The organism is Paraliomyxa miuraensis (assembly GCF_026337845.1).
Taxonomy (GTDB): domain Bacteria; phylum Myxococcota_A; class Polyangia; order Nannocystales; family Nannocystaceae; genus Paraliomyxa; species Paraliomyxa miuraensis.
In genome coordinates this window covers 141,059-166,786 of record NZ_JAOVZF010000141.1, presented here as the reverse complement: position 1 = coordinate 166,786, position 25,728 = coordinate 141,059, and the positions used below count along the sequence as shown (strand labels likewise).

Genomic DNA, 25,728 nt, shown 5'->3' with positions numbered 1-25,728 from the left:
CTTCGGAAGGGGACTCACGCGCTCAGCAGCCCGGCGTCGTGAGCGGGCGGACTGCCTACCGCAAGCGCTTGTTTTAGGCCTAGACGCGCAATTTTGGCAGGCGCGCGACGTCGAGGTTTCCGCCGACGGTCGGGTCTACGTGTCGGACTTCTCGGGCAGTGCTTCGCATCCCGGCTCGGGGCACCGGATTCGCTTCATCGACGCCGGGGGCCAGATCCGCACGTTCGCCGGCATGGGAGGCAGCTGCACCGAGATCGGCGACGATGGCCCGGCCGGGCGCGGCTGCATCCGGCGTCCATGGGGTATCGCTATCGGCAATGACGGCGCCTTGTACGTCGCGGGCGGCAGCTCTGATTCCTCGACGTACCAGCGCATCCGTCGAGTGTCCTCGGCCGGCATGGGTTGGGCGGACGACGACGTCATCGTCGCGAGCACCGACCACCGCGAGCTGTACGTCTTTTCCGCCGAGGGCCGGCACGAAGGAACGCTCGACGCGCTCACGGGGACGACGCTGTGGACCTTCGCGTATGACACCGAGGGCCGTTTGATCTCGATGACCGACGCCTACGGTCGCGACACCGTGATCGAACGAGACGGCAACGGAGTCGCCGAGGCGATCGTCTCGCCCGACGGCGTGGAGACGTCGCTGACGATCGGCATGGGCGGGTACCTCGAGGCGATCACCAACCCCGAGGGGGAGACGCACGAGTTCCACTACACCGCGGACGGGCAGCTCGACTGGCGCCGCACGCCGCTGGATCACCAGTACGACTACACCTACGACACGGCCGGCCGGCTGATCCTCGCGGAAGATCCCGAGGGTGGGAGCAAGGCGTTCGCACGCGAGGAACTCGGGCCTCGGGACTACGAAGTCACGCTGACGACCGAGCTCGGCCGCGAGATGACCTTCCGAGTGGAACACGACGCGTTCGGGGCGCAGACGCGCACCAACATCCGTCCGGACGGCACCGAGATCATCCGGGTGATCGGCCCCGACGGCGTGACGACGATGACCCACGCCGACGGTACCGTGGTCGTCTCCGCGGAGGTCGGCGACCCCCGCTTCGGCATGCAGGCCCCGGTCAGGGCGTCCGAAACCGTCACGACCCCGAGCTCGCTCGAGCGGGTGACGATGAGGAGTCGCACCGTGACGCTGGCGACGGAGGGCGATCCGCTGAGCCTGACCGCGCTGACGGAGACCCAGACCGTCAACGGCAATACGTGGACCTGGGCGTACGATGCTTCGACGTCCGAGATCACGATGACCTCGCCCGAGGGTCGCGAGGTCGTCACGACGCTCACCACACTCGGCGCCGTCGATACGGTCGAGGTCGCCAGCCTGGCCACCATGGACTTCGACTACGACGCCACCGGTCGTGTCGACGAGGTCACGCAGGGCACGGGAGGGGCCGCGCGAGTTGCGAGCCTGTCCTACGACTCCAACGGCTTCTTGGAAGAGATCCTCGACCCCGCAAACCGGACACACGGGTTCCAGCACGACTTGGCCGGCCGCCTGGAGATCCTGACCCGCCCCGACCTCGAGGTGGTCACCTACAGCTACGACGCCAACGGGACCTGGCAACGCTCACCCCACCCAACGAGGAAGCGCACGACTTCGCCTACGACACGACGGATCGCCTGGCCTCTTACGAGCCGCCGGTCGTCACCGGCGTCTCGGCCCCCGCAACGGACTATTCCTACACCGACGACCACGAGATCGATCTGATCACCCGGCCCGATGCACAGACGATCGCGCTGGCCTACGGCACCATCACCGGCCGCCTCGACACTATGACCACCGCTCGCGGCAACTACGTCCTGTCCTACGACAGCGCCGGCCGAGTCGACGAGATCACGGACCCCGACGGTGGCGCGCTCGAATACACCTACGACGGATTCCTCCGCACCTCCGAGACCCTGAGCGGTGATGTCGCGGGCGTGGTGGCCTGGACCTACGATGACGACTTCCGGGTCGTCACGCAGACGGTCAACGGGAGCAACTCGGCGAGCTTCACCTACGACGATGATGGCCTGCTCCTGTCGGTCGGCGCCGCGACACTCGCCTACGACTCGGGCACGGGCCTGCTCACGGACATCGACGTCGTCGACGCCGCGACCGCGCTGACCTACGACCAGTTCGGCGGGTTGGACACGACGACGACCACGGTCGACTCGACGACGCTCTTCGATGCGACCTACGGCCCCCGCGATGCCCTGGGTCGGATCGTCGAGATCGACGAGACCGTCAACAGCGTCTCCCGCACGCTCGAGTACACCTACGACGATGCCGGCCGGCTCGAAACCGTGACCGAGAACTCGACTCTCATCGCTACCTATGTCTACGACGAGAACGGCAACCGCACGTCGGTCACGACCCCCGGCGGCACCACCACCGCCACCTACGACGAGCAAGACCGCTTGCTGAGCCACGGTGACCTCGACTACGAGTACAACGAGAACGGCGAACTCGAGTTCGTCACGGACACCGGCACCAGCGACGTCACCCAATTCGTCTACGACGCGCTCGGCAACCTGCGCTCGGTCGAACTCCCGGACACGACCCTCATCGAGTACGTCATCGACGCTCGCGGCCGCCGTGTCGGCAGGCTCGTCGACGAGGTCTTCGACCGCGCGTGGCTGTACGGCGACGCCCTGAACATCGTCGCCGAGATCGACGACGAGGGCGCCGTTGTCAGCCGCTTCGTGTACGGCTCGAGCGGCCACGTCCCGGATTTCATGGTGGTGGGCAGCACGACCTACCGGCTCATCACCGACCACCTCGGCTCGGTCCGTCTGGTCGTCGACGCCGACACTGGCGCCATCGCCCAACGGCTCGACTACGACGTCTGGGCCTCGTGGTGACCGACACCAGCCCGGGCTTTCAACCGTTCGGCTTCGCGGGCGGCCTGTATGATCCCGACACCGGCCTGCTACGCTTCGGAGCACGGGACTACGATCCCCACGTCGGCCGATGGACCTCCAAGGACCCGATCCTCTTCAACGGCGGCGACGAGAACCTCTACGGGTACTGCGTCGGCGATCCGGTCAACTACATCGACCCGACGGGGAACAACCCAGTGGCAGTCGCGGCCGCCTGCGCAGCCAACCCGGCGTGCGTGGCCGCGGTCGCCAATGCCGCGGCCAACATCGCCGGCGCCCTGGGGTTGGGCGCCGCGCTCGCGTGCATTCAATCGGGCACGTGCCTCTTCCCGTCCTGGAGGCCGATCGACTGGAAGGAAGTCTTGGACAGGGCCCGGGACAACGTTTGCCAGCCTCAGCCGCGTGCGGTGCCGATCCCGATGACGTTCGATCCGTACCGGTCCCCACCACAGTGGAACTGCAGGAGACTCTTGAGCTTCAATAACGAGTGTTTTTACCGATGCAGCGCCGGGGAGAGGGCGATCTTCCATCGTGAGTTTCCAGGTCCGGATGGCTGTCCCGACTATCCAGCAGAACTGTTACCTTTGTGAGGGAAAGCAAGCGAATGAATGCGAGCATCCGATTCTGTGTTCGTTGTTGCGAGGAGGAGATCCCGCTGCAAGGCTGGCCCCTCCACGCGCTTGAAGCGCTCGCGAGAATCGTAGGAATCGAATCTGGCGATTTCAATTCATTGCACGCAACTATCAGCGAGCGACTGCAGTCACCGGACCCCACCGTCGCTTCCTACCGGAACCAGTACGACGGGCCAGGTATCGATGCGCTCGAGTTGTGCGTTGCGAGCACGCTGCGTGACCGCGATCCCTTCGGTCGAGTCACAGAGATAGCGGACGTGATTCCGACCGGCCGAGCCCGGGAGATCGGAGCGATACCCCTGGCCGAGGTTCCCTATACGGTAGGGCGAGCGTACGTTTCCAAGCGCCGCTGGCGACACGCCGCATGGTGGATGGCCTTCGCGTTTCACGATGAGCACTGCGGTGCCCATGCGGAGTTGGTGCAGGGCATCGCCCAGATCGACGAGGACATTGGCTCCGCGTTCCGATCATGCGAGCACGCGCTGGAGAAGTGGGTCGATGGACTTCCTTCCATCTCGACCCACCTGCTCTGCCGGTCTCTCGCATTGGCATGCAATGACTCGGAACGAGCCTCGCGCTTCTGGAACGAGTTGGAAGAACAGCTCAGTACGCCGGTTCCGGGGCTGTTCGATGACTTTACCGCATTCAACCTGGCAACCGTTGGCGTGGCACTCGTGGCCTCAGGCGACTTCGAGGCTGCCAGTGAGTACATCACTAAGGCCCGACGGGCGCACGCCGAAGGCAACGGGCGAGTCCTGTACCTCATGGGATTGCTACTTCGAGAGCTGCCCCCCGACGAGAACGAACCCGTGCGGGAATTGGTCCTCAAAGCCCTCACCGCGTCCGAATGACTCGACGACGGACACTCATCGTCGGACGGCGACTCGAGAGGTCCCCCGCCCTGACTGCTCCCGGTGCATCAGCGAGTGCACCACCGGACTCGGCACCAGCATGATCATCGTCGAAGCCGCCAGCCGCTCGACTACGACGCCTGGGGCGTCGTGGTGATCGACACCAACCCGGGCTTTCAACCTCTTCAACGGCGGCGACGAGAACCTCTACGGGTACTGCGTCGGCGATTTCGTCGTTCGCGACCTGTGCTCCGACGCACCGCCGGACGTCGTCGACGCGGTGTGGAATGCCGAATCGCTCGAAGAGCGGGAGGAGATCTTCCGGGAGTGGTGGGCGGCCGTGGGGAGCCCGAGCTTCCTGCCGCTCGAGCAGATAAGCCAAGAGCTGAGCGCCGACCGCCGGTGGCGGCGAGTGCATGCCGCCAGGCACCTCCGCGAGCTCGGTGGTCCGGATCTCATCGATCGGGAGCTTGCCTTCGCCTCGGATGACCTCGCCGCGGCGAACCGATGCGGCTGGGGCGATTGCGAAGCCGTCGCTGCCGCCCAGCGCTCGTTGGTCGCGTCCGCCGATGAGGCCGACTCCATCGCCGGGATCGTCGCCGGTCTCACGCATGCACGGCGGTGGCGACGTTGGGGGGCAGCGCAACGTCTCCTGGATTCCGGTGGCCCCGCGCTCGTCGATCCAACGACTGGCGACGTGGCCCCGGACGCGGTAGCGGCGTGGATGAGCCTGTACGCCCGTGGGCCGCTGCACGTTGCCTAGTGACCAATCCAGGGAAGCCGGGTGGTCCGGCGCGGTCTCTTCCCCCGCCCCGCCGTGCACGCTAGGGTGCACGGGTGCGGCCCTCGTTCAACATCGCCGGCCCGTGCATCCCGGGGCGGCACTACATGCTGCCCCCCGAGCGCCGGCTGGGGCGGGTGCTCGAGCTCATCGACGAGCACCTGTTGTTCACCCTCCACGCGGGGCGGCAGACGGGCAAGACGACGAGCCTGCGCTGGCTCGAGCGTCACCTCAACGCCACGGGTCATTGGTGCGCGGTGTGGCTCGATCTGGAGCTGGCGCGCGAGCAGGACGATGTGGCGCGCGTGATGACGGTGGTGCTCACCCACCTCGATCGCATGCTCTCGCTGCGCATGCCGGAGCTCCCGCGCCCCGACCGGGCCGAGCTCGACGCCATGCTCGCCGTGCCGGACTCGGCGCTGCTCGTGTTCCTCGGCCGGCTGGCCGCGCTGGCTCCACAGCCGCTGGTGATGCTCTTCGACGAAGCCGATGGCCTGGTGGGCCGGGCGATGGTTTCGTTCCTCACCCAGCTGCGGCAGGGGTACATCGAGCGAGCCGACGTGCCGTTTCCCGCGAGCGTGGTGCTGGTGGGCCAGCGGCAGGTGCGGGACTACGTGCTTCGGGAGGAGGATCGGGCGGCGGTGGCGTGGCTGGGCACCACCTCGCCGTTCAACATCACCGCCGAGGCGCTGACCCTCGCCGCATTCACCGAGGCCGAGGTGGGGGAGCTCCTGGCGCAGCACACCGAGGCCACGGGACAGCGCTTCGAGCCCGAGGCGGTCGCACGGCTCCATGCGCTGGGGCAGGGACACCCCTGGCTGACCAATGCGCTCGCCGAGCAGATCGTGCGCCGAGACGTCCCCGATCGCACGGTGCCGATCACGGCCGCGCACGTCGAGGCGGCCAAGGAGACGATCATCGTCGAGCGGCGCTCGCACATCGACTCGCTGGTGGCTCGGCTCCGCGAGCCGCGGGTGCGGAGGATCCTCGACCCGATGCTCGCGGGCGACCGCGTCACGGGCGATGTGCTCGACGACGATCTCGCCTATGTGATGGGGCTCGGGCTCGTGCGCAGGCATCAGGGGCAGCTCGAGATCGCCAATCCGATCTACCGTGAAGTGCTCCCGCGCGCGCTGACCCATGGCCAGCAGCTCCAGATCGCCCACCCCACCACGTGGTACGTGCGCGAGGACGGCTCGCTCGACGTGCCCAAGCTGATGACGGGCTGGCAGACGTTCTGGCGCAAGGACGGGCACCTGGCCGCCGAGGGCTTCGGCTACCGGGAGTCCGGCCCGCACCTGATGCTGATGGCGTTCCTGCAGCGGGTGATCAACGGCGGCGGGAGGGTCGAGCGGGAGTACGGGCTCGGGCGGGGGGCGCTCGATCTGCGGATCGAGTGGCAAGGGCAGCAGCACGCGATCGAGGTCAAGCTGCGGCGCGACACGGAGACCGAGGCCGACGCGCTCGACCAGGTGACGCGGTACCTCGACGGGCTCGGGCTTGGCGAGGGATGGCTGGTGATGTTCGACCTGCGCAAGGGACCGAGCTGGGCGGAGAAGCTGTTCGTGCGGGAGGTGGAACACCAGGGCAAGGCGGTGCGGATCGTCGGATGCTGAAGCGCGGTCGAGAAGCGAGCCGTCAGCTCCCCTGCATCGCCGGACACATCCCGCACATCTCGCTGGCGCACTCCGAGAGCTCCCGCCACTGCGGAAGCTCGAGCTTGCCGCAGAAGTCGGCACACACGAAGAAGGGGTCGTCCTCCACGGGCCCGTCCCACTCGTCGACGCACTCGGCGATGCACGAGCACTCCGCATCGTTGCGGCAGGCCTCGAGCTCGGCGTCGCAGACCTCCTGCGCACACGGCAGGCACTCCTGCTCCTCGTGCCCTCCCGCCGTGGTGGTGCCGGAGCCATCGGCCACGTCGGTGACGATGGGACCACAGGCGATCGACGCGAGCAGGACACAGAGGATCGGCTGGCGCATCCCCATCCAACGCCAGCCATCCCACGCCATTACACGGCCGAGCACGCCGTCGCCCGGCCGGTGACGCTCGACTTCACCCCCCGGTGAGCGCCAGCGTCTCGCAGGCCGCGAGCGCACACTCGGCGGCCTTCTCCTCCACGCCCATCAGGGTGCCGGCGCCGCACAGGTAGAGGTGATCGCCGAGCACCTTGCCCACCTCCACCGACCACATCGTGTCGCCCAGGGGGATGACCCACGAGTGCTTGACGCGGTAGCCGTTGTCGTCCGACTCCTTGATCGGGAACTGGTCGTCCTTGTTGCCCGACGGACCGGTGGCGTTCTTGAACATCTCGGCCACCCCGTCCTTGCTCTTGCGGTGGCGGTAGAGCTCGATCTCCACCCCGCAGCCTTCCTCGGCGTCGATGTCGACGGTGTCGGCCGTGATGCCCTCGCCGTCCTCGAACTCGCCGAGCTTGGCCCCCTTGGGCGCCGACATGGTGACCCCCCAGGTCTCGAGCGCCAGCGGCTCGAGCTCGGGCGCCTTGACCTCCTCGGGCTTGGGCTCCTCCTTGGTCTCGGGCTCGGGCTCCTCCTTGGTCTCGGCCTTCACGTCGGCCTTGGCGTCGGCCTTGTCGTCCTTCTTGGCCTTGTCGTCGGCGGCCTTGCCGTCGGCGGCCGCGTCCTTCTTGTCGCAGCCGGAGAGGAGCAGGGCGGTGGAGAGGAGGGAGAGGAGGATGGAGCGGGTCATCTGCACGGGGGACGGACCATGCCACGAAGGTTGCACCCGGCCTTCGAACGCCGAGCAGAGGACTCTCACACCACGAGGTGAGCCCGCTCGGGAGCCGTCGCCGCTGGAGCCGTCGCGGACGACGGCCGCTACACGCAGTCCCAGGTGGCGATGCACTGCCCCGCGTCGGCGCACACGCACTCGCCGGTCCGCTGATCGCAGGTCTGGTTGCCGCAGAACACCCCGGCGGTGCCGCAGTGCTCCAAGCAGTAGCTCTGCCCCTCGTCGGTGGTGCCCGAGCAGGTCAGGTGCGACTCGATGGCCATGCACGGCGCATCGTCGCCATCGCAGGGCAGCACGCAGCTCGGGTAGCCACGCACCAGCAGGCACTGCTCGCCCTCGCCGAGGCAGTCGGTGTCGGCCAGGCACGGGGGAAAGATGCACAGCCCGTCGACGCAGGAGTAGTTGTGAGGATAGGTGCCGCCGGGGCACTGGCCCTCGCTCCCGGGCGGGCAGCAGTCGCTCGGCAGCTCGCAGGTCCGCACGCAGGTGAGCAGGTCGTCGTCGGTGGGCAGCGGCCAGCTCGGGCCGGTGCTCTCGTCCCCCGCGGGCAGGTCGGGCATGGGCTGGCCGGTGGTGCTCCCGGCCTCGCCCGTGGTCGAGCCCCCGCTGGTGGTGTCATCGGAGGGCGGCTGGCGATCCTCGGCACAGGCCGCGAGCAACAGCAGGACGACGGCCGCACCACGCCGCGGGGACGCGTGCATGTCAGCCTCCACCGGCCTTGGCATCGGCCTTGGCATCGTCGGCCTTGGCGTCGTCGGCCGGCGGCGGTGCGCCTCCACCCGGAGCGGCACCGACCTTGGCGAAGCTGGCCACGAGGGCGTCGAACGCCCCGGTCCACACGTCCATGGTGGCCTTGGGGCCCACGGCCTTGAAGTAGAACGGATCGCCCGAGCCCTCGACGATCGCGGCCACCATGCGCTGGTCGGCGTCGTCGTGCTTCTCCTCGGCGCCCGGCGACATGGCGGCCACGTAGGTGCCGGTCACGTCGACCAGGGTGGTCTTGAGCTCGCCGGCCTCGAGGGTCTTGGTGGTCGAGACGTCGTCGATGGTCTTGCCCTCGGGCGGCTGGAACTGGCCCTTCCAGCGCGTGAGGTTCTGCTCGATCCCACCGGCGCCCCCGGGAAAGCGGAACACCACCAGCTCGCCGTCACCACCGGGCCCGGGCAGCACGTACTGGGCAAGCCGCATGGCATTGGAGGGCGTGCCCTTCTCCCACTCCTTGGGCACCGCGAACGACAAGCCGGGCAGGGTCTCGGCGACGACCTCGCCCGAGGGCGTCACGTCGCGCGGCGGACCCTTGGGCGCCTGGGGAGCGCCCATCATCGGCGGCATGCCGGCGTGAGGGTTGCCGGCGTGCGGGTTGCCGGCCGGCGGCATGCCAGCGTGCGGGTTGCCCTCGTGGGGATTGGCGAGTTCCTTGGCATCGGGGGCCTTGGCATCGGACGCCTTGCTCTCGGCCTTGGCGGGCGTGGTGTCCTTGGGTCCCGAGTCGCAGGCACCCGCCAGCGAGAGCGAGAGGATGAGCAGCAGGGACGGGAAGCGGCCTGGTCCGACGGGTCCGACTGGTCCGATCATGGGCCCGGATGCTAGCAGGGGCGCTTGCTCCTGGGCGGAGCAGGGCACGAAACGGCCGTAGGCCCCCGGTAGCGGCGTCCACGGCCGGAACCGCGGTCTTCAGGCGGGCCGCGGGACCACCACGATCTCCTCGCCCGGGTACGTGGGCTCGCACTCCTGCACCGAGCGCTTGACCACGAAGGAGCGCCAGCGCTCGTTGAACGCGAGGAAGGCTCCCACCAGCGCCCCGCCGTGGCCGTGCTCGCGCAGGGTCTCGGCGAAGAGTGCCTGCCGCAGGTCGAACAGCTCGTCGGTGATGTACAGGTTGGCGTGCTCCTCGCGCAGGTACTGGCCCTGGTAGGAGCCGAACGAGGCGTCGCCCCACGACAGCAGCAAGAAGCGCACCAGCTTGACCTCCTGCCGCGCCTGGTCGACGTGACGGAAGAACCGGCCGATCCACGGGTGCGCGTAGACCTTGTCGTAGAAGGTCTTGGCGAGGGCCGAGAGCTCCTCCTCGGGGGGAAGGGGCGGAAGCGGAGCTTCGGGGGTCATGTCGTCGAGGGGCATGGGGGAGCGCTCGGAGATCATGCCTCGGCGCGCTCAGCAGTTCGGACGGAGCCCGCACGTGTCTCCCCATGACGGGGGCGGCTCGGCCGGCTGCACGATGCCCTCGCCGACGCACGCGATGCTGCTGCAACATAGCTCGGGATTGTTGGTGACGGCGAACACCCCGTTGACCACCAAGAGCCCGCCCAGGCCATCGATGTCCTCGAGCACCGGGTTGAGCTGGATCGTCAAGTTGCCACCGGCGAACTCCTCCGTGCCGTCCTCGTTGGTGAAGGTGTAGCCCTCGAGGCCCACGAAGCTCTGGAACCCGCGGATGCTCTGGAGCGAGGCGTTGTCGCGAATGACGAGGCTGCCGGGGATCCGCTCGAGGTTCGGCAGACCGTCGAAGATCTCCAGCGCGTCGTTCCCGGAGAAGATGACGTCGGTGCCGATCGACGACAAGCTCCACAGCCCGTCGACGTTGGTGAGCTGGTCGTTGTCGAAGATCGTGATGTCGCCGGTGACCTCCTGCACGCAGGCCATGAAGTCGAGGTTGGTCAGGGACGTGCCGTTGATGCGGAGCGAGCCCTCGATGCGGCGCACGCTGGCCAGGAGCACGGGGTCGTCGCCCAGGCCGTCTCCTTCGATGTTCACGTGGGTGTTGACCACGAAGTCGGCCCCGCTGCAGTCCACCGGGGGCGGAGGGATCGGCTTGGGCGTGAGGCAGTCCTCCTCCTGGCCCGAGTCGCTGGCGTTCCCCGAGCTCGACGCGGTCTCGTCGACCCCGTCGGCCGAGCCCGTGCTCGAGCCCGTGCTCGTGGCCCCGGTCGCGCCCTCGGTGGTGGTGCCCGGGTCCGTGCCTCCCGCGTCGGCCGGAGGCAGCGCCGGATCACTGCAGCCGAGCAGGGCCCCGAGCGCCAGGGTGGAGATGATCTTGCTCGTGTTCATGGCAGCCGATCGAGGATCGCCTCGGCGAGCCCCTCCATGGGGATCGAGAAGTCCCCGCTGCAGATCGAGTACTCGTTGCCCGGCCCGCTGATCGCCCCGATGATCTCGTGAGCGCGGACGGGGGGCACCGCGCGCCCGGCCGAGCTCTCGCAGCCGGGCCCGATGCCGAAGTCGCTCTGGAACTGAGGATCCATCAGCGACTCCTGATAGGTCACCGAGCCGTCGGAGTTCACCCCGTTGATGCCCATGATGAACGCGCCCGTCGCCTGCAGCTGGTCGGCGTAGCGATGGATCGGTTGGAGCACCGCATCGTCGTCGGCGTTGGCGGCGGGCACCTCGTTGCCGTCCTCGTCGAGGTTGGTGGCCGTGCACGAGCCGCCGCTGCACGTCACGCCGGCGTTCCAGCACACGGCCGAGGTGGGGGCCGCTGCATCGGGATCGGACCAGAACACCCGGTTGCCCTCGGGCAAGAAGATGGTCTCGTGCGCGGCGTTGTAGGAGCAGTCGGCCTCGTCGGTGACGAGCACCACCGCGAGCAGGGCGCCCGGTCGATGGAAGCCGTACTCGCTCTCGCCGTTGGTCTCGGTGCGCCGGATCGCCTTCCACATCGACTCGAGCGGCTGCTCGAAGCCGCAGCCGTCGATCCCCTGGGGGAGCATGCACTGCATCGCCTCGAGCACGGCGTCGCCGGGCACGTTGGTGGTGCCCGTGGAGCGCTGGACGTCGATCCAGGGCTCGGTCAGGCCCAGGTCGGGGATCGTGCAGATGTTGCCGCAGGCCTCGTCGAAGGCGTCGATCGTCATGGCGCCGTTGAACACGAACGACGTGGGGCGGCTCAGGCAGCTGGTGGCCACGAACTTGCCCGCCTCCGGGCCCGTGCCCTGACACCAGGGGTTGCCGTTGTCGGTGGTGGTCACGGCCACGCGGTAGTCGATCGGCGGGGTGATGGCGTCGAGCACGTTCACCAGCGTCGCGACGCCGTTCGAGAGCATGCCCTGCTCCTCGCCCATCGAGCCCGAGTTGTCGACGACGAACAGGATGTCGACCGCGCGCTCGGTGGGCGCGGGACCGGTGTCGGTGCTGCTGCCGCTGTCCGGGTCGGTGGGGAAGGTCGTCGAGGTCGGGGGCGAGGTGGCGTTGGTGGTGGAGCCGGTGCTGGAGCCGGAGCCGTCGGTGCTCTCGTCGGTCTCGAGCTCGATCGTGTTCTTGGAGCAGCCCAGGGCCAGCGCCACGAGCAGGAGCGGCCAGAGCCTCGAGGGGGGAACGACGGAATCCTGCATGGTCCGAGCGTACCTCAATGGCCGTGTCCGGAGGACCGCCGGCCGACGAGCGTCGTCGACGTCGCGGGGCGATTGCACGCCGTCCTCCCGACGTCGTTCTCGGGCGCGGCTCGGCCGAATTCGGGCTCAGCAGCCCTCGTCGTTGGCCCGAGCGCTCCACTCCTCACGGGGCTCGGCGGGATCGATGATGCCCAGGCCCACGCAATTGACGCTGCTGAGACACAGGCTGGCGTTGTTGGTGACCGCGAACATGCCGCCGACCACCTGCAGACCTCCCAGACCGTCGATGTCCCGCAGCGCCGGGTTGCTCTGGACGTAGAGGTCGCCGACCGCCTCGAGCTGATGCAGGCCGCTGAGGGACTGCATGCCGTCGTTGTTCTTGATCACCAGCGCCCCCGGGATCTCGACCACGTTGGGCAGCCCGTCGAAGTCGGCCAGGCTGCCGTTCTCGCTGAACACGAAGTCCGCCCCCAGCGTGGTCACGCTCCACAGGCCGTCGACGTTGGTGAGCTGGTCGTTGTCATAGATGGTGATGCTGCCGGTGACCTCCTGCACGCACGCCATGAAGTCGAGGTTGGTGAGGTCCGTGCGGTTGACGTAGATCGAGCCCTCGACGCGAACGACCCCCTCGAGCGCCTCGGCCGGATGGCCCGACTGCGGCTCGACGTAGACGTCGTGATCGATGACCCCGTCGGCTCCGCTGCAGTCGACGGGCGCGGGGGGCAGCGGCTGTGGCTCCTCGCAGGTGTGGAGCGCCGAGGTGTCGGCGCCTCCGGACTCGTCCACCGTGCTCGAGACGCTGGTGGTGCTCGTCTCGGTGGTGGTTGCAGTGCCGTCGACCGATCCGGTGGTGGTGGCGGGATCGGTGTCGCCAGCGGTGTCGCCAGCTGCGTCGGGGTCGTCGATCGTGCACGCGCCCAGCAGCAACGCCAGCACCATGGAGGAAGAGCAACGCTCGAGGAGATCCATCGTTCGCGACATACTCCCGAGCCATCGGCCCCGTCCATGGGCAAGGTCATGGCGGTGCGCCCGCCTCGGTGAAACCCGCCGCGCGCCAGCCGTCAACCGTCAGCCGCAACCGTCAGCCGGGCGGCCCCGAGCTCGACAGGAATCCCAGGGTGACCCGCAGGCGCTCGTTGGTCCCCACCGTGTTGCCCATGGTGGTGTGCGTCTGCAGATCGCCATCGATCGCGTTGTCGACGTTGCCGTCGGGCTGCGCCGCGTTGTCGCCGAGGATCACGTGGCTGGCCACGTAGTTGCCGAACTCGGTGGTGGCATCCTCGAAGTCCAGCCCGATCTCGGCCAGGTTCAGCCCTCCACCCGCGGGGAGGGCCTGCCCGAACGTGCCCGAGATCGTCAGGTAGCGCCCGTCGAGCTCGAAGTTGCCGTCCTGGTCCGAGTAGTACACGTCGTAGAACTCGCCCGTCGCGCCGTCGATGTCGAAGTTGCCGACCGACAGGGGATCGGCGAGGCGCACGGTGAGCTCGGGACCATCGACGGTGAAGGTGAAGGCATCGGGGGCGGCCCCACCGGTGCGCTCGTAGAAGGTGATCGACACCAGCCCCGGCAGCATGCGCACGGGGTAGGTCATGGGGCCGCCCACGTCGGGCGCGTCGCCGAGATCGAACAGGACGCCCGGGCCGGTGGTGTCGTCGACGCCGGTGGTCGTCGCGGTGGTGGCCGAGCCCGAGCCGCCCCCGGTGCCCGTGGTGGTGCCCGGACCGTCGTCGGTGGGCTCGGGTCCGTCCTCCCCGATGGTCAGCGTCACCGGCCCATCCGCGGGCCCGCTCTCGGCGCTGCTGCGGCCCTCGTCGGCGGTGCCGCAGCCGGATGCGAGCCCGGCCAACCCCATGGACAGCAACCCCGTGACGATCGGCGCACGCATGCGGAGGATCGTACCTCCGATCACGCCGCGTCGGTCGGGAGATCGTCCTTGGGTGGATCGTCCTCGGGCCACGGCTGGAGCTCACGCAGCCGCGCGACCTCTACGTGCCCCTCGTCGAGCTTGCCGGTGGCGGCATCCCAGATCCGCCAGTGCAGCGACGAGCGCAGCAGCGGCTGCGACTCGACGAAGATGCAGCGCAGCTCGCCCGGGTCGAAACCGCACTGCGCCTGGAGCGAGAGCAGCAGGCGCTCGTCGTGCAGGTGGCCGTCGCCGAAGTTCCACCCGAGCGCGAGCCCGGCGATCAGCTCGCCGTCGGCCCACAGGTAGTCCTCGGGTCGCTCGACGGCCCTGGGCAAGAGCAGCGGCAGCGCACGGCCGTGCAGGTGCATCAAGCGGAACGCGATCACCTTGCCCACCAGCCCGACGGCGGTGGCGCGGTCGTAGAAGCGGTCGAGCTGTTCGAAGAGCCAGGGGGCGCTCTTGGTGAGCCGGTCGAGCTTGACGTAGGCGTCGCCGCGGAACAGCCAGATCGAGCACGCCCAGTTGCCGGCGTAGTAGCGCATCGAGGGCAGGAACGACACGGCATCGGGGCGCAGGTTGCCCAGCAGCGGGACCAGCAGCAGCATGCCCACCAAGATGGCGACGAGCGGCCACGACCCCACCGCGAGCAGCGAGACGTCGGCGTGGGCGCCGAACAGCACGAAGCCGCCGTAGACGACCATCACGTTCCACTCGAGCGGAACCCCCATGGGGACGCTGCTGGTGATGTGTGCGTGCAGCAGGACCATCAGCAGCAGGCCCACGAAGGTCACGTCGCCACCCCCGTGCAACGAGCCGAGCAACGAGCCGAGCAGCAGGACCAGCGGGACCCCGAGCTCGAGGGCCGTACCGCCGTGGGCCAGGCGCTCCGCGAAGCGGTTGGGACGCAGATCGTCGGGGTAGCGGCGATACATCCGACGCCGCAGCCACGGCCAGCGCAGCACGGGGCTGTTGCTGGTCATCACGCACACCACGGCGGGAAAGTGGTGGTTCAGCTTGGACACCCCGGCCCAAAACCACAAGGCGAGCGCCACCCACTTGGCGCCGGCCATCCACGTGGCCGTTCCCGCCACGGCGGGCGCGAGCACGAAGCAGAGCACGGTGACCCAGTAGTGCTCGGCGCGGGCGGCCAGGAACAGGGTGCGATCGGCCACGCCGCACAGGGGGACCAGGATCGCGATGGGCCATAGCTCCGAGGGCCCGAGGGCGGGGGCCACGAGCGCCCGGCCGAGCGCGACGAGCAGCGCCAGATAGAGCGCCACGTCGAGCAGGCCGCGGGTGCGCCCGCCCAGGCCCGGCAACCCCGGCCACCGCGGCAGCTTGGTGGTGCCGGGCCGGAGGAAGTAGAGCGCCCCGCCCACCGGCGGCCAGTAGCGGCCGGTCAGCGGCCCGCTGCCGCATCCCAGGCCCAAGACCTCGAACATCATGCTCCAGAGGATCGCCTTCTGGAACGCGATGGGATGCGACCACCACTGCCCGATCGTCCACGGATCCCCCAGCCCCTCGGTGGTGCCGCACAGCACGATCCACACCCCGACGTAGGCGCAGATCTTCAGCGCATAGAGCCCGTACGCGGCGATGGGCGTGCCATAGCCCTGGAGGGCCCAGGCCCGACAGACCATGCGGGCCTTCTCGGGAAAGGGCTTGGCATCCCACTCCAGTGGGTCGTAGGGCGTGGGAACCGGATCGAGCAGTCCCATCGGGGCTACATGCAGACGGCGCCTTGTAGGCCCGTCATGTCGGCCATGGGGGGAGTGCAGGTCTGCATGGGCATGCAGTCCATGTCGTCCAGGCACTCGCCGCAGACTCCGAGGGGGACGAAGCCGCCGAGGTCGGCCACTCCACAAGAGCCCGACTGGCACACGGTGCCGTCGCCCATGAGGCCGTCGAGCGGGCAGCCGCCGCCGTTCTCCACCGAGCCCGGATCGACGCAGCCGAGGTAGCCGGCAAAGGCGTCGAGGTCGTAGACGGGCGTGCAGATCTGGCCCCCCATGCACGGCGTGGTGTCGTTGCACTCGGAGCAGAAGTCGAGCGGGAACAGGCCGCCGGTGTCGACGAGCGGCGCGCACACCAGGGCGCCCATGCAGCCCTCGTCGCTGCTGCACATCACACCCAGGGAGCCATCGGTGCACACGGCGTGGAGCGCCATGGGGTCCAGCGAGCAGGTGCCCATCTCGCAGTCGTCGTCGTCGATGCACTCGGAGCACACGCCGCCGATCGTGGGGATCTGGTAGCAGAACCCCGACACGCACTCGGCGTCGTCGGCACACTGCGAGCCATTGCCCTGGGGGATGGGCCCGTCGGCGCCGCTCGAGTCGGGATCGAGGAACGAGCCGTCGGCCAGGCCGGTGCTGGACTCGCTGCCAGCGGTGGTGTCGACCTGGCCCGTGGCGCTCACCGTGCCGCCGGTGGAGCTGCCGGTGGTGCTGGTGCTGGCGGCGCTGGTGGTGCCGTCGGCGCTGGGCGGGTTGGTGTCGTCACCGCAGGCGACGACGGCGAGGCTCGCGGCCGCCATCCATGCCAGGGTCACCGTTCGAATCGACTCGTAGTGCATGAGCATGTCTCCGTGGTCCCCGGACCAGCGCGGGCGCCGTGCGGCGCGGTGCCATCATGGAGGAGGGCGACGCGGTAAGGCAAGGGACGAAGGACGCCGTCATAGCCGGCGCTCGAGCAGCACGGCCCGCTGTGCGGGCTGCCAGCCCGAGGCCCACAGCGCCCGGGTGCTCGGTGCCGACTCGGGGAGCTGCGGCAGCACGACCGGGGCCGGGGCGGGAAGGCGATCCAGGAGGGCGTCGGCCAGCTCGGGCAGCGCAGCCGCACGGAATCCCACCATCCGCTGGGCCAGCCATGCGAGGCCCTCTCGCGACAGCCACGTGGTGACGGCTCCGCCGCTCGTCGACCACGAGAGTCCATGGCGGCGGTCGGGCTCGGTGCCCGCCCACGCCTCGGGGAGCCATGCGATCACCTCGTGCTCGCCGGGCTCGAGGGCGCGCCAGGGTAGGGGCGCGTGCAGCTGCGGGGGCCTCGGGCTGCGACCGAAGCCGAGGGCGGTGACGGTGGCCATGACCCGCTCGAAGCGATGACGGCGATAGAACGGCTCGACCTCGGCCTGCGACCAGAGCTCGATGCGTCCGAGCCCCGCACGCGAGGCGAGCTCGGCGACCGCGTCGAGCAATCGCCCGCCCAGGCCCTGCCCACGCGCGTCGGGACGAACCCCGGTGCCAGCGGTTCGTGCCGCGCCGGGTCGGCTCGGCGGGGTGCCCACCAGCACGTAGCCGAGCCAGCCCTCGGGGTCGGCGAGCGATGCCCCTGCGTGCACCGCCACCGGCGACAGGCGTAGGTCGACGCACTCGCGCCGCAGCTTGCGATCGAACCAGCCCTCGGGGCGATCGCCGTCGCCGAAGACCCGGCGCGCGAGCAGCTCCAGGCGCGCGGGATCGGGCAGCTCGGCCGCGGTCACGATGCGGGGCGGTGCGTTGCCCATGAGCCGACCGCAGCATGGCAGATGCGGTCGGCTCATGGGCGCAAGATCCCGTGGACACGGGGGAATTCGGAGAACGGCGCCAAGTCCGCAGCGGCGCTCCTGCGCAAGGCCAGGGGCTCGATCTAAAGTCCCTCGTCGTCGCCCCGCCAGCCCGGCCCGATCGCGTGGTCACGGAGCGGGGCGCGACCCCGCCGTCCATGGAGACGCTCAGAGCCTTCCTCGAGCAGCCGTTCGTCGAGCCCACTCTCATCGTGGCGGCCTCGATCGGCCTGGCCTACCTCGTGGAGCTCGTCATTCGACGCACGCTGGTGGTGATGGCCAGCAAGACGGCCACCGATCTCGACGACCACATCATCGAGGCGCTGCGCCGGCCGATCTTCCTCAGCGTCATCTTCGGGGGGCTCGGGTTCGCGACCGCCTCGGTGGGGCTCGAGGATCCGGGGCGCTTCGTGGTGATGGCCGGGCTCAAGACCTTTGCCGTGGTGACGTGGACCACCGCGGTGATGCGGATCGGCAGCATGGTGATCCACAGCCTGGGCAACGCGAGCCGCCGGGGGTCGGTGCTGCAGCCTCGCACGATCCCGGTCTTCGACATGCTGATGAAGATCGTGGTGCTGGTCGTCGCGATCTACTTCGTGTTCGTGGCGTGGCACGTGGATCTGACGGCGTGGCTGGCCTCGGCCGGGATCCTGGGCATTGCCGTGGGCTTTGCCGCCAAGGACAGCCTGGGCAACCTGTTCGCGGGGCTCTCGATCCTGGCCGACGGCCCCTACAAGCTCGGCGACTGGATCGTGGTCGACGGCACCGTGCGCGGTGAGCTGCGCGGCAAGGTCACCCACATCGGCATCCGTTCCACGCGGGTGCTCACCATGGACGACGTGGAGATCACGGTCCCCAACTCGCTCATCGCCAACGCCCAGCTCATCAACGAGAACGGCGGTCCCGATCCCAAGCAGCGGGTGGAGATCGCGGTCGACGTGGCCTACGGCAGCGACGTGGATCGGGTGCGCAAGGTGCTGCTCGAGTGCGCGGCGGCCGAGCCCCTGGCCGAGAACACCCCCTCCCCGCAGGTGCGGTTCCGCCGGTTCGGGGGCTCGGGGCTCGAGTTCCAGCTGTTCGTGTGGCTCGAGGACGCCTACAGCCGCGCGCTGCTCATCGACCGGCTCAACGTGGCGGTCTACAAGGCATTCGCGGCCAACGACATCGAGATCCCGTACAGCAAGCACGACGTCTACATCAAGCAGATGCCGCCGGGTCGCCTCCCCGAGTGAGCCCGTGACGACGATGCGCTCGTGAGCTTCCATCCATGCGCGGTGGGGTGGCACCTTCACTTTCCACGCAACGATGCGCGGCGGTGGTCGATGAACACCCTCGTGCACCCCCATCCTCCCGCTCCCCTCCTTCGTGCTCTCCCGTCCCACGGTGGGCCGGGTCCCGCGGAGCCCCCCGAACTCGGGTTACTCGACCCCAAGAACGACTTCGTCTTCAAGACGATGCTCACACGCCGGGTCGAGCTCTTGCGCCACATGCTCGAGGGGGTCCTCGGTCGCCCAATCCGCACGGTGCAGGTCATCGACCCGGACATTCCCGGCGAGCTGGTCTGCGACAAGGAGATCGTGCTCGACGTTCGTGTGGTCCTCGACGACGGCTCTCGTGCCATCATCGAGATGCAGCTACGCCTGACTCCGTTCTCCATCGGCCGGTTCACGTACTACCTTGCCCGGGACTTCGTGGACCAGCTCCGTCGAGGGCAGGGCTACGAGCGACTCACCCCCTCGGTCGTCATCGTGTGGCTGCCCAAGCCCCTCTTGCCCGAGCTCGCCGATGAACTGCACTCGATCTTCGAGCTGCGCGAGCGCCGTCGGGGCATCGCGCTCGGCCGTCACCTATCGATCCATGTCATCCAGCTCTCGGCGCTACCGCCGTCCCAGGCCACGGGCTATGATGTCCTCGTCGAGCGCTGGGGGCGGTTCTTCATGGGCTACGACGACCCAGAGACGCTCGCCCAGCTCGCCGCCGAGGATCCCATCATGGCCCTGGCCACGCAGACTCTCGAGGAGATCTCTCGAGACCCCGAGCTCCGCCGTCGGGCGCTCGAGCGCGAGGATGCGCGCAAGCTCCATCGGTTCGACCTCGAGGCCTGTCGCGAGGAAGGGCGCGACGAAGGCCGGGCCACGCTCCTGCTCGAGCAGCTCGGCGCGCTCTTTGGTCCTCCATCGGAGGTGGTCCGGGGACGGGTGCGAGCGGGCACGGCCGAGGAGCTGCGCGCGTGGGGCTTGAGGGTGCTCGGAGCCAAGAGCCTCGACGAGGTCTTCGGGGCTGAGCCATCGCGATGCTGAGCCATCGTGATGCTGTTCGCGATGCAACGATGGCTTGGCCGACGAGCTTCGCCGACCCGATGGACTACTCGCGAAGGTTCGACAGCTGCCGTCGCGCCTGGTGATGCTGCAGCGCCAGCTCGCACAGCGCGGTGATCAGCTCCGGATACGACACCCCGGCGTGCCCCATCATCTTGGGGTACATGCTGATCGAGGTGAAGCCGGGCATGGTGTTGAGCTCGTTGAGGTAGGCAGTGCCGGTCTTGCGGCACAGCAGGAAGTCGATCCGCGCCAGCCCCTTGCAGCCGGTGACCTGGAACGCGCGCAGGGCCGTGCGACGGATCGTCTCCACCGCGTCGTCGGGGAGCGAGGCGGGGATGTGGAGCGTGCTGACGTCGTTGACGTACTTGGTCTCGTAGTCGTACCAGACGCCGGGAGGCAGGCCGATCTCGCCGGGTGAGGACAGCCGGGTCTCGTCGCCGCCGTTGCCGAGCACGGCGATCTCGATCTCGCGGGCGTCGATGCCTTGCTCGACGATCACGCGATGGTCGTAGCGTGCCGCGCCTCGCAGGGCGGCGGGGAGCTCGTCGACGCCGCGGGCCCGGCTCACGCCCACCGAGGAGCCCATGTTGACCGGCTTGACGAAGCACGGAAATCCCAGGGTGTCGCGGATCTCCTGGACCGCGCGCTCGATGCCCGCATCGGTGGCGAGGTCGGATGCGAGGAACTCTCGCCACGGGACCAGCGGGACGTCGGGGGCCGCCGAGGCGAGCAGGTGCTTCTGGGCCGACTTGTCCATGCACAGCGCCGAGGCCAGCACGCCCGAGCCCACGTAGGGCAGGCCGAGGATCTCGAACAGCCCCTGGATCGTGCCGTCCTCCCCGTAGGGTCCGTGGAGCACGGGGAAGGCGAGCTCGGCCTTCAGCGCGCGGAGGTCGGCGACGACCTCGCCGTTGGCCACCAGTCCAGCGAGCTCGGTGGGATCGGGCTGGTCGGACGACGAGCCGGTGCGCCAGGTACCGTCGCGGGCGATCGCCAAGGGCACGGGCTGCCAGCGCTGGCGGTCCACCGCGCAGAGCACAGAGGAGGCGCTGCGCAGCGAGATTTCGTGCTCCGAGGAGGCGCCGCCAAAGGCGACGAGCAGGCGGGTGGGGGACATGGCGGCAGTCTACGCTCGAGGCGCTCCGCACCAAAAAACGCTATCGTTCGCCGCCATGCTCGACATCAAGCTGCTGCGGGAGGAGCCCGACCGGCTGCGCGACAACCTGCGAGACCGCAACGCCCGGGTGTTCGACGATTCGTCCCCGTCGGAGGGAGACGACTGGGCGGCCCGCACGGTGGAGCGCCTGGGTCGGCTCGACCAGCGCTATCGCGATCTGCTGCACGAGCAGGAGCAGCTGCGCCAGCGGCAGAACGCCAACTCGCTGGCCATGCGCGAGGTGGGCAAGCGGCCCAAGGACGAGCAGGCGGCCGCTCGGGCTCCGCTGGTCGAGGAAGGGCGGGCGTTGCGCGAGCGCGAGCGCGAGCTGAACGACGAGGCTCAGGCCGCGCTCGTGGCCCGCGACGAGGCCTGGCGTCGGGTCCCCAACCTCACCCATCCCGAGAGCCCCCGCGGCAACACCGACGACGATCACCGCGAGCTGCGTCGCGTGGGGACGCCTCGCGACTTCGCGGCCGAGGGCTTCTCCCCGCGCGACCACCTCGAGGTGGCCGAGTCCCTGCAGCTGTGCGACTTCGCCGCGGGGGCGAAGGTGGCGGGCCAGAAGTTCTACTACCTCACGCGCGAGGCGGTGCTGCTCGACCTGGCCCTGCAGCGGTATGCGCTCGACGTGGCGCTACGCCATGGCTTCACGCTGCACACCACGCCCGACCTGGCCCGGGTGGAGATCCTCGAGGGCCTGGGGTTCAATCCGCGCGGCGCATCGACCCAGGTCTATAGCGTGGCCGATACCGATCTGTGCCTGGTGGGCACGGCCGAGATCACGCTGGGCGGGATGCTGGCCGACACCATCATGGAGCCCGAGTCGCTCCCGCTGCTCCTTTGCGGGCTGTCGCACTGCTTTCGCACCGAGGCCGGGGCGGCGGGGCAGGAATCGCGGGGGCTCTACCGGGTGCACCAGTTCACCAAGGTCGAGCTGTTCGCGTTCACGGCGGGCGAGCTGTCGGTCTCGGAGGCCATGCACCAGCGGCTGCTCGATATCGAGGAGGAGATCTTCGGGGGGCTCGAGCTGCCCTACCGCGTGCTCGACATCGCATCGGGCGATCTGGGCGGGCCGGCGCTGCGCAAGTTCGACATCGAGGCGTGGATGCCGGGGCGCGGAGCCTACGGCGAGGTGACCAGCACGTCCAACTGCACCGACTACCAGGCGCGACGGCTCAAGATCCGGCACCGGGTGGGCGAGGGCGACCCTGCGTCCAACCCAACATCCAACAAGAAAGCCAAGAATCGCTTCGTGCACATGCTGAACGGCACCGCGGTGGCGACCAGCCGGGCGATCGTGGCCATCCTCGAGAACCATCAGCAGGCGGACGGCAGCGTGACGATGCCCAAGGTGCTGCAGCCCTACCTCGGGTTCGACCGCATCGGGCCTCGGTGAGGGTCCGCTGGGGCGGAGCACCCCATCAAGCGCGGGCCTCGGCCACGGCCCGCCACCCCAGCCACAGGGCAGCCCAAAGAAGGCCGAGATCGCCGAGCCCGATGGGCATGCCCCCCAGCTGCAGCTCGGCCAAGCCGGTGCCTCCACCGAGCAGACGAGGAACCGCGCCGACGATGGCGGCGCCCCACAGCACGCCCAGGGCCGCCGCATCTGCGCGCGTGCGCCAGCGCCAGCGGATCACCAGCACCGAGACCACGGTGGCCAGCACCAGCAGGCCGACGGCCACCCCCATGCCGGCGTCCCCTCCGATCATGGCCTCGGTGGGCGAAAGGCGCGCAATGCCCCAGAAGTCGGTGTCGCCGCATCCGGTGGGGAGCGACCACACTTCGCCGGCCGCTTCTCCCACGCTCGGCGTCGAGGGGCAGGTGGCCACGCGGGCGGTGATCTTCACCCATGCGTCACAGCCCACCAACCACGCGGCCACGGCGACTCCTTCGAGCCAGGTACCGATGGACCACGTGGGAGCAGAGGGTGCGACAGAGGGTCCGGCCATGGGGGCCTACGATACCGCAGGCCCCCCAACCACGGACAGCCACGGACGGCCACGGACGGCCACGGGCAGCCATGGACCGCGATCGGACCGCCAAGGACCCGTGGTCCGACCTCGTCGGGGATTGGATGGGAGCGATTCGGCCCGCCGTGGTCCGCCCCATCTCGGTCGTGGGAACCCCACGTGGGTGCCGCGTTGCGGTATCCTTGCCAGACCGAACGTACCGTGGCCAACGATCCGAACGATCGACACAGCCCGTCTTCCCCTCGTGGCTCGGGCGAGTTGGGCTCGACGCCGAGTCGAGTGTCCGATGACCCGTTGACCGAGGCCTCTCCCAAGGAGTCGGCCGTCGAGGAAGACCTCAGCGCGCTCGGGATCTACTTCCGCCAGATGGGCGCCGTGGATCTGATGACGCCCGACGAGGAGCGCGCCGCGGCCAATCGCATCGTCTCGCATCGCGAAGCCTACTGGCGCGCCATCTTCGACTATCCGCCCTTCGTCGACGGGCTGGTCAACGTGGTCGAGCAGGTCATCGACCAGGACCGCTGGCCCCACGCGGCGCTCGAGGAGCTGCGCAAGACCTCGCGACGCGTTCGCGATCGGGAGACGCGGGCCCACAAGGAGGCGTTCACCCACGCGATCAACGAGGCCTCCGCGGGCATGGCGATGGCCGATCCCGATGGCGAGGCGACCGCGGTCATCATCCACGACCTCGAGGCGATCCGGGATGGTCAGCGCGAGGGCCTGCGGGTCGAGGTCACGCTGCCCCGCCAGGACAGCGCGCCGTTTCGCCGCTACGTGGAGAAGGTGCAGCTGGCCCACATGGCGCTGTGGCGCGAGAAGAACGACTTCGTGCGGGCCAACCTGCGGCTGGTCGTCACCATGGCCCGTCGCTTCAATCGTGGCCGCATGTCGCTGCCCGACCTGATCCAGGAGGGCAACATCGGCCTGATGAAGGCGGTCGATCGCTTCGATCCCCGCCGGGGCTTTCGCTTCTCGACCTACGGGAGCTGGTGGATCCGCCACGCGATCAGCCGGGCGCTGGCCGACAAGGGTCGCGAGGTGCGGGTGCCGGTGCACATGCTCGAGCTGCACCACAAGCTCACCCGGGTGCGTCGCGAGTTCGAGGCCAAGGAGGGGCGCCCTCCCGAGGACGAGGAGCTGGCCCGCGCCGCCGACGTCTCGCTCGAGAAGATCGAGCGCATGCGCCAGTGCCTGCTCGACCAGGGCCCGAGCCTCGATACCCCGCTGTCGGAGGACGACGGGCGTACCGGGGCCGATCTGCTCGAGGACGACTCGGTGCCGCCGCCCAACGAGCGCCTGCAGCAGGCCGCGCTCAACGACCGGGTGCTCGAGTTCATGGGGCGGCTGCCGCCGATCGAGGCCGACGTGCTCCGCAAGCGCTTTGGGCTCGATCAGGACGCACCCATGACGCTGCGGGAGATCGGCGAGCAGTACTCGCTGTCGCGCGAGCGGATCCGGCAGCTGCAGGAGCAAGCGCTGACCAAGATCCGCCGCGAGCTCCGGCGCAACGACATGCTGTAGGCCGGCGGACCGGAGTGATCCGAGCCGCGGCGTCGGATCGACACGTGCCGTCGGAAGTTCCCGTTCCCCCATGGATCGCCGTGGACATGGGGGTCGAGCAACGGCTCGGTCCTTGCACTGGCCAGCCCCCACGGCCGGCGTGGGCCGGGAGGGGTCAGCGACGTGCAGATGCAGGGCAAGACGATGGTGGTGGGGTTGGCGATGCTCCTGGGAGCCTGTGGAGAGGAGCCGAGCGACGACGGATCGCTGTTCTCGACCGGTGGAGGAATCACCACGCCGGGAACCAGCGGCTCCGACGACTCCACCGGGGACAGCGGAGATCCGGATCCCTCGACGTCCACGATGACGTCGACGACCTCGCCCACCACCACCAGCACCACGATGCCGCCGCCGGATCCCGACACCAGCGCCGACGGTCCGCCACCTCCTCCGCCCATGGAGTGCGGGCCGACCCCGGTGGGGGGCGCCGACCCTCTGATCGATGATCTCGAGCTCGAGGCGGGCCAGATGGAGCCCGACCACCTGATCCCCAGCATCGACGGGCGTGTGGGGTTCTGGTTCACCTACAACGATGGATCGGCGGGCGGTACCCAAGAGCCGCCCGACCCCTTCACCCCGTCGGCCGGCGGAGCCGATGGCACCGACCATGGGGCCCGGACCTGGGGCAACGGGTTCGATGCCTGGGGCGCCGGCATGGCGGTGAGCCTCAACAACGACTTCAGCGGCGACTGTCCGTACGACGTGTCGGCCTACACCGGCATCGGGTTCTGGATGCAGGGCACGGGGTCGGTGCGGATGCACGTGTCGACGCAGGCGACGGTGCCTCCCGAGCTCGGCGGCACCTGCAACGCGGCGCCCGGGATGTGTCACGACGACCACGGGGTGGATCTGGCGGCCGCCGGAAGCTGGACCTACCACGAGGTGCGCTGGAACGAGATGACTCAACAGGGGTGGGGCCAGGCCGCGGTGTTCGATCCGGGCACCGTGATGCAGCTGCACTGGCAGGTCCCCCCCGGCGCCTCCTTCGACGTGTGGGTCGACGAGTTGGTGTTCCTGACGGACTGATGGCTTGCATCCAGGGAGCCC

At 69.2% G+C, this 25,728-nt stretch carries 25 protein-coding genes; 11 read left to right on the top strand and 14 right to left on the bottom strand.

Annotated elements, in window-relative coordinates; translation table 11 throughout:
* Positions 1-139 precede the first annotated feature (139 nt).
* From OEB96_RS09405 to OEB96_RS09380, 6 genes are all read left to right on the top strand, one after another.
* Positions 140-1,726 carry a hypothetical protein gene (locus OEB96_RS09405; protein ID WP_266215173.1) on the top strand — a complete coding sequence of 529 codons (1,587 nt, stop codon included), beginning with the start codon at positions 140-142 and terminating at the stop codon, positions 1,724-1,726.
* Between the two features lie 65 nt (positions 1,727-1,791).
* Positions 1,792-2,862 (top strand): RHS repeat domain-containing protein, encoded by a 1,071-nt coding sequence (locus OEB96_RS09400; protein ID WP_266215172.1) that lies wholly within the window; start codon positions 1,792-1,794, stop codon positions 2,860-2,862.
* Entirely contained in the window at positions 2,856-3,470 is a 615-nt protein-coding gene (locus OEB96_RS09395) for an RHS repeat-associated core domain-containing protein (RefSeq protein WP_266215171.1), read from the top strand. The genes OEB96_RS09400 and OEB96_RS09395 overlap by 7 nt, the downstream gene beginning before the upstream one ends.
* A 14-nt stretch (positions 3,471-3,484) precedes the next feature.
* Entirely contained in the window at positions 3,485-4,363 is an 879-nt protein-coding gene (locus OEB96_RS09390; RefSeq protein ID WP_266215170.1) for a hypothetical protein, read from the top strand.
* A gap of 280 nt (positions 4,364-4,643) precedes the next feature.
* Positions 4,644-5,126 (top strand): hypothetical protein, encoded by a 483-nt coding sequence (locus OEB96_RS09385; RefSeq protein ID WP_266215169.1) that lies wholly within the window; start codon positions 4,644-4,646, stop codon positions 5,124-5,126.
* Between the two features lie 74 nt (positions 5,127-5,200).
* Positions 5,201-6,760 carry an AAA-like domain-containing protein gene (locus OEB96_RS09380; RefSeq protein ID WP_266215168.1) on the top strand — a complete coding sequence of 520 codons (1,560 nt, stop codon included), beginning with the start codon at positions 5,201-5,203 and terminating at the stop codon, positions 6,758-6,760.
* Between the two features lie 22 nt (positions 6,761-6,782).
* On the opposite strand, the gene OEB96_RS09375 is transcribed toward OEB96_RS09380, so the two are convergent.
* From OEB96_RS09375 to OEB96_RS09320, 12 genes are all read right to left on the bottom strand, one after another.
* A complete protein-coding gene (locus tag OEB96_RS09375; RefSeq protein WP_266215167.1) occupies positions 6,783-7,127 on the bottom strand; it encodes a hypothetical protein in 345 nt (114 codons plus the stop codon).
* A gap of 73 nt (positions 7,128-7,200) precedes the next feature.
* On the bottom strand, positions 7,201-7,854 hold the full coding sequence (locus OEB96_RS09370) for a hypothetical protein (RefSeq protein WP_266215166.1): 654 nt from the start codon (positions 7,852-7,854) through the stop codon (positions 7,201-7,203).
* A 128-nt stretch (positions 7,855-7,982) separates the two neighbouring features.
* The gene (locus OEB96_RS09365; protein WP_266215165.1) at positions 7,983-8,597 is read right to left on the bottom strand and encodes a hypothetical protein; all 615 of its coding nucleotides are present in this window, start codon (positions 8,595-8,597) and stop codon (positions 7,983-7,985) included.
* Between the two features lies 1 nt (position 8,598).
* A complete protein-coding gene (locus OEB96_RS09360; RefSeq protein WP_266215164.1) occupies positions 8,599-9,471 on the bottom strand; it encodes a hypothetical protein in 873 nt (290 codons plus the stop codon).
* 99 nt (positions 9,472-9,570) lie between these two features.
* Positions 9,571-10,017 carry a group I truncated hemoglobin gene (locus OEB96_RS09355; protein ID WP_266215163.1) on the bottom strand — a complete coding sequence of 149 codons (447 nt, stop codon included), beginning with the start codon at positions 10,015-10,017 and terminating at the stop codon, positions 9,571-9,573.
* A 33-nt stretch (positions 10,018-10,050) separates the two neighbouring features.
* A complete protein-coding gene (locus tag OEB96_RS09350) occupies positions 10,051-10,944 on the bottom strand; it encodes a receptor L domain-containing protein (RefSeq protein ID WP_266215161.1) in 894 nt (297 codons plus the stop codon).
* The gene (locus OEB96_RS09345; RefSeq protein ID WP_266215160.1) at positions 10,941-12,224 is read right to left on the bottom strand and encodes a vWA domain-containing protein; all 1,284 of its coding nucleotides are present in this window, start codon (positions 12,222-12,224) and stop codon (positions 10,941-10,943) included. Before OEB96_RS09345 ends, OEB96_RS09350 begins: the two co-directional genes overlap by 4 nt.
* Positions 12,225-12,350: 126 nt before the next feature.
* Positions 12,351-13,193 (bottom strand): receptor L domain-containing protein, encoded by an 843-nt coding sequence (locus OEB96_RS09340; RefSeq protein WP_266215159.1) that lies wholly within the window; start codon positions 13,191-13,193, stop codon positions 12,351-12,353.
* A 112-nt stretch (positions 13,194-13,305) separates the two neighbouring features.
* A complete protein-coding gene (locus tag OEB96_RS09335) occupies positions 13,306-14,109 on the bottom strand; it encodes a hypothetical protein (RefSeq protein ID WP_266215158.1) in 804 nt (267 codons plus the stop codon).
* Positions 14,110-14,129: 20 nt separating this feature from the next.
* Positions 14,130-15,848, bottom strand: coding sequence for a DUF3556 domain-containing protein (locus tag OEB96_RS09330; protein WP_266215157.1), 1,719 nt, complete (start codon positions 15,846-15,848; stop codon positions 14,130-14,132).
* 5 nt (positions 15,849-15,853) lie between these two features.
* Positions 15,854-16,702 carry a hypothetical protein gene (locus OEB96_RS09325; RefSeq protein ID WP_266215156.1) on the bottom strand — a complete coding sequence of 283 codons (849 nt, stop codon included), beginning with the start codon at positions 16,700-16,702 and terminating at the stop codon, positions 15,854-15,856.
* Positions 16,703-16,801: 99 nt separating this feature from the next.
* Positions 16,802-17,632: a GNAT family N-acetyltransferase gene (locus OEB96_RS09320; protein ID WP_266215155.1), complete on the bottom strand. Its 831-nt coding sequence runs from the start codon at positions 17,630-17,632 to the stop codon at positions 16,802-16,804.
* 197 nt (positions 17,633-17,829) lie between these two features.
* Here OEB96_RS09320 and OEB96_RS09315 point away from each other — a divergent pair, with 197 nt between their 5' ends.
* Together OEB96_RS09315 and OEB96_RS09310 are read left to right on the top strand one after the other, a co-directional pair.
* Positions 17,830-18,903 (top strand): mechanosensitive ion channel family protein, encoded by a 1,074-nt coding sequence (locus tag OEB96_RS09315; RefSeq protein ID WP_266215154.1) that lies wholly within the window; start codon positions 17,830-17,832, stop codon positions 18,901-18,903.
* Positions 18,904-18,993: 90 nt separating this feature from the next.
* A complete protein-coding gene (locus tag OEB96_RS09310; RefSeq protein WP_266215177.1) occupies positions 18,994-19,971 on the top strand; it encodes an Rpn family recombination-promoting nuclease/putative transposase in 978 nt (325 codons plus the stop codon).
* Between the two features lie 64 nt (positions 19,972-20,035).
* Here the strand turns inward: OEB96_RS09310 and OEB96_RS09305 are convergent, their stop codons facing one another.
* The gene (locus OEB96_RS09305; protein ID WP_266215153.1) at positions 20,036-21,109 is read right to left on the bottom strand and encodes a D-alanine--D-alanine ligase family protein; all 1,074 of its coding nucleotides are present in this window, start codon (positions 21,107-21,109) and stop codon (positions 20,036-20,038) included.
* A gap of 55 nt (positions 21,110-21,164) precedes the next feature.
* Here OEB96_RS09305 and serS point away from each other — a divergent pair, with 55 nt between their 5' ends.
* A complete protein-coding gene (gene serS / locus OEB96_RS09300) occupies positions 21,165-22,547 on the top strand; it encodes a serine--tRNA ligase (RefSeq protein WP_266215152.1) in 1,383 nt (460 codons plus the stop codon).
* Positions 22,548-22,572: 25 nt separating this feature from the next.
* On the opposite strand, the gene OEB96_RS09295 is transcribed toward serS, so the two are convergent.
* On the bottom strand, positions 22,573-23,100 hold the full coding sequence (locus OEB96_RS09295) for a hypothetical protein (RefSeq protein WP_266215151.1): 528 nt from the start codon (positions 23,098-23,100) through the stop codon (positions 22,573-22,575).
* 315 nt (positions 23,101-23,415) lie between these two features.
* On the opposite strand from OEB96_RS09295, the gene OEB96_RS09290 reads away from it, so the two are divergent.
* Positions 23,416-24,642: a sigma-70 family RNA polymerase sigma factor gene (locus OEB96_RS09290; RefSeq protein WP_266215150.1), complete on the top strand. Its 1,227-nt coding sequence runs from the start codon at positions 23,416-23,418 to the stop codon at positions 24,640-24,642.
* A gap of 168 nt (positions 24,643-24,810) precedes the next feature.
* Positions 24,811-25,707 (top strand): hypothetical protein, encoded by an 897-nt coding sequence (locus tag OEB96_RS09285; RefSeq protein ID WP_266215149.1) that lies wholly within the window; start codon positions 24,811-24,813, stop codon positions 25,705-25,707.
* Positions 25,708-25,728: the final 21 nt, after the last annotated feature.

Bases quoted from the DNA above. Each gene is read 5' to 3' on its own strand.
- OEB96_RS09400 (WP_266215172.1), top strand. From the start codon at position 1,792: ATGACCACCGCTCGCGGCAACTACGTCCTGTCCTACGACAGCGCCGGC.
- OEB96_RS09390 (WP_266215170.1), top strand. From the start codon at position 3,485: ATGAATGCGAGCATCCGATTCTGTGTTCGTTGTTGCGAGGAGGAGATC.
- OEB96_RS09375 (WP_266215167.1), bottom strand. From the start codon at position 7,127: ATGCGCCAGCCGATCCTCTGTGTCCTGCTCGCGTCGATCGCCTGTGGT.
- OEB96_RS09370 (WP_266215166.1), bottom strand. From the start codon at position 7,854: ATGACCCGCTCCATCCTCCTCTCCCTCCTCTCCACCGCCCTGCTCCTC.
- OEB96_RS09365 (WP_266215165.1), bottom strand. From the start codon at position 8,597: ATGCACGCGTCCCCGCGGCGTGGTGCGGCCGTCGTCCTGCTGTTGCTC.
- OEB96_RS09360 (WP_266215164.1), bottom strand. From the start codon at position 9,471: ATGATCGGACCAGTCGGACCCGTCGGACCAGGCCGCTTCCCGTCCCTG.
- OEB96_RS09355 (WP_266215163.1), bottom strand. From the start codon at position 10,017: ATGCCCCTCGACGACATGACCCCCGAAGCTCCGCTTCCGCCCCTTCCC.
- OEB96_RS09350 (WP_266215161.1), bottom strand. From the start codon at position 10,944: ATGAACACGAGCAAGATCATCTCCACCCTGGCGCTCGGGGCCCTGCTC.
- OEB96_RS09345 (WP_266215160.1), bottom strand. From the start codon at position 12,224: ATGCAGGATTCCGTCGTTCCCCCCTCGAGGCTCTGGCCGCTCCTGCTC.
- OEB96_RS09340 (WP_266215159.1), bottom strand. From the start codon at position 13,193: ATGGATCTCCTCGAGCGTTGCTCTTCCTCCATGGTGCTGGCGTTGCTG.
- OEB96_RS09335 (WP_266215158.1), bottom strand. From the start codon at position 14,109: ATGCGTGCGCCGATCGTCACGGGGTTGCTGTCCATGGGGTTGGCCGGG.
- OEB96_RS09330 (WP_266215157.1), bottom strand. From the start codon at position 15,848: ATGGGACTGCTCGATCCGGTTCCCACGCCCTACGACCCACTGGAGTGG.
- OEB96_RS09325 (WP_266215156.1), bottom strand. From the start codon at position 16,702: ATGCACTACGAGTCGATTCGAACGGTGACCCTGGCATGGATGGCGGCC.
- OEB96_RS09320 (WP_266215155.1), bottom strand. From the start codon at position 17,632: ATGGGCAACGCACCGCCCCGCATCGTGACCGCGGCCGAGCTGCCCGAT.
- OEB96_RS09315 (WP_266215154.1), top strand. From the start codon at position 17,830: ATGGAGACGCTCAGAGCCTTCCTCGAGCAGCCGTTCGTCGAGCCCACT.
- OEB96_RS09310 (WP_266215177.1), top strand. From the start codon at position 18,994: ATGAACACCCTCGTGCACCCCCATCCTCCCGCTCCCCTCCTTCGTGCT.
- OEB96_RS09305 (WP_266215153.1), bottom strand. From the start codon at position 21,109: ATGTCCCCCACCCGCCTGCTCGTCGCCTTTGGCGGCGCCTCCTCGGAG.
- serS (WP_266215152.1), top strand. From the start codon at position 21,165: ATGCTCGACATCAAGCTGCTGCGGGAGGAGCCCGACCGGCTGCGCGAC.
- OEB96_RS09295 (WP_266215151.1), bottom strand. From the start codon at position 23,100: ATGGCCGGACCCTCTGTCGCACCCTCTGCTCCCACGTGGTCCATCGGT.
- OEB96_RS09285 (WP_266215149.1), top strand. From the start codon at position 24,811: ATGCAGGGCAAGACGATGGTGGTGGGGTTGGCGATGCTCCTGGGAGCC.